This window comes from Eubacterium ramulus ATCC 29099, assembly GCF_000469345.1.
Classification (GTDB): domain Bacteria; phylum Bacillota; class Clostridia; order Lachnospirales; family Lachnospiraceae; genus Eubacterium_I; species Eubacterium_I ramulus.
The window spans coordinates 15,419-21,095 of the sequence record NZ_KI271108.1 but is presented as its reverse complement, the minus strand read 5'-3'; the positions used below and the strand labels follow the sequence as shown (position 1 = coordinate 21,095).

Sequence of the window (5,677 nt, the reverse complement as noted above, 5' to 3'; positions counted from 1 at the left end):
CTTGCCGAGGAAAGATTGCCTGACTGGCGTTCTTTTAAGTTTTGTTTATCATAAATTTTCAGCCGCACTGCACTGCGTGCCGCTTATCTCCGCCTCCTCCCGCGAACTCGCACGCAGATTTACGTTGCAAAACTTAGCAGGAAGATGAAAACTGTTTTTAATTTCACAGTGTAAATAGAGAAAACGAAGCATCCTGTCAGGGTAAGCGATTAAGCAAACGACCGAGTTTCACGAGTTTTTGCGCGAGTGGAAACGACCTCTTTTTCAGGCGTGGGAACGAGCGCGATGAAAACGACGTGAAACGAGGGTAGTGAGCGTCTAGCGTCCCGACAGGATGCTTCGTTTTCGTATTAAAAATCAAATTTTAGCCAAATCCGACAACCAGCTATTCCGTCAAACGCCGCAAAGATTTCCGAAACTGTACCATAAACAGAATCAACGTACAGCTCACCGCTATGATGTCAGCCACCGGTTCTGCCATATACACGGCATTGGTTTTATTTTCCATAACATGCGGTAATATGTAGATCAATGGAATCAGCAATATGAATTTCCGCAGGATTGCCACGATAATGGAACACGGTGCATTCCCTATGGACACAAAGGTCATCTGGCAGGCGATCTGTATACCGAACACAAACAATACACGACAGTAAATCCGAAGTGCCTTTGCCGTAAAATCGATCAGTGCAGCATCTGTGGTAAACAATTTTGCAAACACCTGTGGAAATGCCATAATAATTGCCCACAGAACAATGGAATAAATGACACAGACGCAGAGCAGTATTTTGTAACTCTGCTTCACTCTGGACAATTTTTTTGCACCATAATTGTAACTGGTGATCGGCTGCGCCCCCTGGGCGATTCCCTGCAGAGGAAGCATGGCAAACTGCATGACACTGGTAAGGATCGTCATGGCTCCCACCGCAATATCTCCGCCATATTTTAGCAGCGATGAATTAAAGCAGACGGAAATCACACTCTCACTGGCCTGCATAACAAACATGGATGCACCAAGTGCCACGCATGGCGGAACCAGCTGAAGTCCCGGCATAATATTTTCTTTTTTGATCCGAAGCAGCGTCTTTTTCCCGGAGAGGAAAGACAACACCCAGATGCAGGACAAAGCCTGTGAAATCACGGTTGCCAGTGCCGCACCCTGCACTCCCATATGCATCCCAAAGATAAAAATCGGATCCAGTATAATATTCGCAACCGCTCCGATCAGAACCGTCATCATACCTGTGATGGCTTTTCCCTGGGCAGTGATAAATGTATTCATACCAAGGGTAATCTGTACAAAAATCGTACCGATCGCGTAAATATTCATATATGCCGTCGCATAAGAAATCGTATTTTCACTGGCACCAAACATGAGTAACAGATTTTCGTTCCAGATCAGCAAGATCACGGTCAGAATAATGGAAACGATGATCTGAAGACTCAGACAGCCCGTCAGAATTTTTTCTGCCGTATCGTGCTCGCCTTTTCCCATGTAAATGGATGCCCTCGGAGAACCACCGGATCCTACCAGCGCCGCAAATGCCGCAATGATCAGGATCAGCGGCATGCACACCCCTACGCCGGTCAGCGCCATGCTGCCCTCTCCCGGAATATGGCCGATATAAACCCGGTCTATGATGTTGTACAACATATTTACCAGCTGTGCGATAACCGTCGGAACCGCCAGCTTCATCAATAATTTTCCTATTGGTTCTGTTCCCAGAAACGTCTTATCCTGTTCCATACTATCCAAATAACCTCCCAACACATTTACCCGAAGATTTCCTATAAACCTGTATGATATTGTATACTATTTTCCATGAAATGACAAGTAATTCGTCAAAATCTGCATCTGGTATTCAATACTACTTCTGCTCGTTTTTCATCCTTTTTGTATTGACTTGCTCTGTCGTCTGATGTAAAATAAATTTACTTTGATTATCAAACTTTTTTACATAAAAAGAAGAACCGTAACACACATATGATCATAGTATTATTAATGGAAAGTGAGATTTTAAAGATGAAATTAATGAAATCACTGAATCTGAAAGATAAGTTCCTGAAACTCCCGATCATTCAGGGAGGCATGGGCATCGGAGTCAGCCGCTGTCGTCTGGCTGGTGCAGTTGCAAAAGAAGGTGGCATGGGGGTACTCTCAACCGCCCAGATTGGTTATGACGATCCAGATTTTACGAAACATCCGGAAGAAACAAATCTGCGTGTACTGCCGGAGCAGATCAGAAAAGCGAAAGAAATCGCCGACGGCAACGGTATGGTCGCCGTCAACATCATGGCTGTTACACAGTTGTATGAAACCTATGTCAAAACCGCCTGTGCAGCCGGTGTGGATGCCATCATCTCCGGAGCAGGACTCCCGACAGAACTGCCGAAATTTGCAGAAGGATATGATGTCGCACTGGCGCCCATCGTTTCCAGTACAAAATCTGCCAATGTTATCTTGAAATTCTGGGATAAAAAGTACCACCGCACCGCCGACTTTCTGGTCATTGAAGGACCACTGGCCGGCGGACATCTCGGTTTTTCCAGAGAACAGCTGGAGGATATTCCGGGACTTGATTATGATACCGAGATCCGAAATATCATTACATTAAAACAAACATATGAAGAAAAGTATCAGACTGCAATTCCGGTATTTGTCGCCGGAGGTATGTTCACTGCCGAAGATGTAAAACATGTCCTGGAACTCGGTGCCGATGGCATTCAGGCTGCCACACGTTTCGTAGCCACTGAGGAATGTGATGCCAGCGATGCTTACAAGCAAGCTTACGTCAATGCTTCCGAAGAAGATGTTATCATTATCAAAAGCCCGGTGGGAATGCCCGGCCGCGCTATCAAAAATGCGTTTATCCAGCGTATGCTTGCAGCACCGGACAAAATCTCCCACTGCTTCAACTGTCTGAAAGCATGCAATCCGGCCACAGCCCCTTACTGCATCACGCAGGCACTGATCAATGCCGTTGTGGGCGATCTTGATAACGGTCTGATCTTCTGTGGTTCCCGGGTGGGCGAAATCCGGGAAATCACTACAGTACCAAAACTGATGCAGGAGTTAACGGTATAATTTGAACGCAGTCGCTTTGCGAATGTCCGCTTTACAATTTTGCACACCTGACATATTCTTCTTTCACCCAACCAGCAACACGCTGGCCATGATCCCGGCCACGGTCGCTACCAATGCCCCGGCCAGAGTCCAGCGTGTCTTTTTTACTTTTACTGTCATAAAATAAATGCTCATCGTATAGAATATCGTCTCACTGCTGCTCATCATGACCGATGCGATCCGCCCCAGTCTGGAATCGGTTCCGAACTGCTCATAGACATCCAGCAGCAAGCCGGTGGCGGCTGAGGAAGAAAACATCCGCACCACCGCAAGTGGAACCAGCTGTGACGGAAATCCAATACGGTCTACACAGTTTCCAAGTACTCCGGCCAGTGCATCAAGCAGACCGGAAGCGCGCAGAATGCCTACAGCAACCATCAGACCGGCAAGGGTGGGTAAAATATCCACCGCCGTCTTCAGACCGTCTCTCGCACCTTTTACGAAATCTTCATAGGCATTCCGCCGGTTCAGCAGTCCGGCCATAAGAATCACCACAATAAAAAGTGGAATGATAACATCTGACAAAAACAGTAATATACGCTGCATATACAAATAGTATCTCCATCCCTTCTGTTTTTTATAACATCCAGTCCTCACTCATCCACATCTTTTGATTTTTTTATCTGCGTTCAATATCCCCGTTTCCGGTCTGCTGCTGACATGATCTTTGCAAAGATAATTCCCGCCAGCGTAGAAAATGCCGTAGCCACAATGGCTGCTCCCACAATACCCGTCGGATCCGGTGAGCCGTACTTGCTGCGATAAGCAATCACGGTCACCGGAATCAGCTGAAGTGACGAAATATTCAGCACCAGAAATGTACACATTTCTGTGGAAGCCACTTTTTCCTGCTTTACATGTGTGTGCCGGATACGGTCGGAAGTAAAATCAAATTTTTTCCGATAAGGCTGATGAACTGCCTGTAACAGCGTCCGTTCCTTTTCCAGTTCATCCAGATCTTCCATCGCCTGCAGCCCCGCCGGCGTTGCCGCCCAGCCCAGTCCGAAAAAATTGGCGATACAGTTGGCTGCAATGGATTTGCATGCTGCATGTTCCCGTGGAATACGCGGAAACAAAAAATGAAGCAACGGGTAGATCCGGTCTGCCGCCCGCTGCATCATCCCGGCATTTTCTGCGATCCGCATAAGACCGACCCAGAACGCCAGCACTCCCGCCATGGTGATACACAGCGTCACCGCCTGCTGCGCTGCATCCAATGCCGCGTCCGTTACTGCCGGCAGATTACCGGTGAATGCCGCATATACAATTCCTGCCAGAATCATAAAAATCCATAAAAAATTCAGCATACGCTGTCAGTTCCCTTCCGGGCTTTCTAACAACGTATGCTGAATCACAAACACTTATTACTTTTTTATCTTTCCATACTCACAAATCCACCTGAAACAGTTTTTACAGATGGTCTGACTGCGAGTTCCAATGTGCCTATTATTTTCCATAGGTGCGGAAAAATGCGCTCAGATTCGTCAATGCTTTAACCAGCACTTTTGTCTGTTCTTCGTCAAGGCCGTTCAGTGTAGCTTTTATCATCTCATCGTGGAACTCTGCATGATGGTGGTATGCCTTCACACCTTTTTCTGTCAGAGAGATCAGAACGACACGACGATCTTTCTCACTTCTGACACGTTTGACATAAGCTTTTTTCACCAGATTATTGATCGCGATCGTCAGTGTTCCCACAGTAACAGACAAATCCTTTGCTACCGAAGACATGCTCCGCGGTTCATCCAGACCGATCGCCTCAATGATATGCATATCATTATTGGAAATATCTTTGAACTCTTCCGTGATGATTGCCTTTTCCTCAATATTCATAATTTCATTAAATAATTTGACCAGCAGGTCATGAAGTGTATCGTATCCTTCCAATGCGCTCCTCCAATATTTTGCATATCAAATATTTTGATTGATTAACAATATCATTATACATAATCTGTGAAAACTTCGCAAGGGACAAATCCGGTTCTACACAAAATTTCCGTCAGGCTGCATTGCCGGATTTAATATCATAAATCCGTCCATTCTCATCTTCATAAGTACCGGAGTAAGTAAAATTAACCTTTCCATTTTCAATATACCAGGTACCGTTTTCGTTGGATGCAATTCCAGAAAATCCAAAATCAACTTTTCCATCTGTTCCGATATACCACCAGCCATTACTATTTTGTTTTACTGTCTCCTGCCCTTTCTGCACACAGCCATTCTGAATATAATACCAGCCGCAGAATCCTTCTGTTTCTGATTCCAGCACACCGGCTGCGCCAAAATCTACCTGACCTCCTCTGCAATACCAGTCTCCAGACTCATTGGATGCGATTCCGTTCAATTGAAAATCTACTGCTCCATTTCGCACAGCCCACCAGCCATACTCATTCGGTGCTACTGTATTCTTATGAAAATCAACCTTTCCGTCTGTTCCGATATACCACCAGCCATTACTGTTTTGTTTTACTGTCTCCTGGCCTTTCTGCACACAGCCGTTCTGAATATAATACCAGCCACTGAATCCTTCTGTTTCTGATTCCAGCACACCGG

General features: G+C 45.9%; 5 protein-coding genes and 1 pseudogene. 1 reads left to right on the top strand and 5 read right to left on the bottom strand.

Going from position 1 to position 5,677, the window contains the following annotated elements:
* Window positions 1-385: 385 nt before the first annotated feature.
* Entirely contained in the window at window positions 386-1,747 is a 1,362-nt protein-coding gene (locus HMPREF0373_RS04820) for an MATE family efflux transporter (protein ID WP_021738493.1), read from the bottom strand.
* Window positions 1,748-2,023: 276 nt separating this feature from the next.
* Between HMPREF0373_RS04820 and HMPREF0373_RS04815 the strand changes: the two genes are divergently transcribed.
* Window positions 2,024-3,085, top strand: coding sequence for an NAD(P)H-dependent flavin oxidoreductase (locus HMPREF0373_RS04815; RefSeq protein WP_044963036.1), 1,062 nt, complete (start codon window positions 2,024-2,026; stop codon window positions 3,083-3,085).
* A gap of 63 nt (window positions 3,086-3,148) precedes the next feature.
* On the opposite strand, the gene HMPREF0373_RS04810 is transcribed toward HMPREF0373_RS04815, so the two are convergent.
* The 4 genes and pseudogenes from HMPREF0373_RS04810 to HMPREF0373_RS04795 form a co-directional block, all read right to left on the bottom strand.
* Window positions 3,149-3,670: a spore maturation protein gene (locus HMPREF0373_RS04810; RefSeq protein ID WP_021738491.1), complete on the bottom strand. Its 522-nt coding sequence runs from the start codon at window positions 3,668-3,670 to the stop codon at window positions 3,149-3,151.
* 83 nt (window positions 3,671-3,753) lie between these two features.
* Window positions 3,754-4,431, bottom strand: a complete 678-nt coding sequence (locus HMPREF0373_RS04805) for a hypothetical protein (RefSeq protein WP_021738490.1) — start codon at window positions 4,429-4,431, stop codon at window positions 3,754-3,756.
* 139 nt (window positions 4,432-4,570) lie between these two features.
* Window positions 4,571-4,957, bottom strand: coding sequence for a transcriptional regulator, SarA/Rot family (locus tag HMPREF0373_RS04800; protein ID WP_081695214.1), 387 nt, complete (start codon window positions 4,955-4,957; stop codon window positions 4,571-4,573).
* A 166-nt stretch (window positions 4,958-5,123) separates the two neighbouring features.
* Window positions 5,124-5,677 (bottom strand): annotated as a pseudogene (locus HMPREF0373_RS04795) (hypothetical protein); the annotation flags it as partial.

Bases quoted from the DNA above. Each gene is read 5' to 3' on its own strand.
- HMPREF0373_RS04820 (WP_021738493.1), bottom strand. From the start codon at position 1,747: ATGGAACAGGATAAGACGTTTCTGGGAACAGAACCAATAGGAAAATTA.
- HMPREF0373_RS04800 (WP_081695214.1), bottom strand. From the start codon at position 4,957: ATGAATATTGAGGAAAAGGCAATCATCACGGAAGAGTTCAAAGATATT.
- HMPREF0373_RS04810 (WP_021738491.1), bottom strand. From the start codon at position 3,670: ATGCAGCGTATATTACTGTTTTTGTCAGATGTTATCATTCCACTTTTT.
- HMPREF0373_RS04805 (WP_021738490.1), bottom strand. From the start codon at position 4,431: ATGCTGAATTTTTTATGGATTTTTATGATTCTGGCAGGAATTGTATAT.
- HMPREF0373_RS04815 (WP_044963036.1), top strand. From the start codon at position 2,024: ATGAAATTAATGAAATCACTGAATCTGAAAGATAAGTTCCTGAAACTC.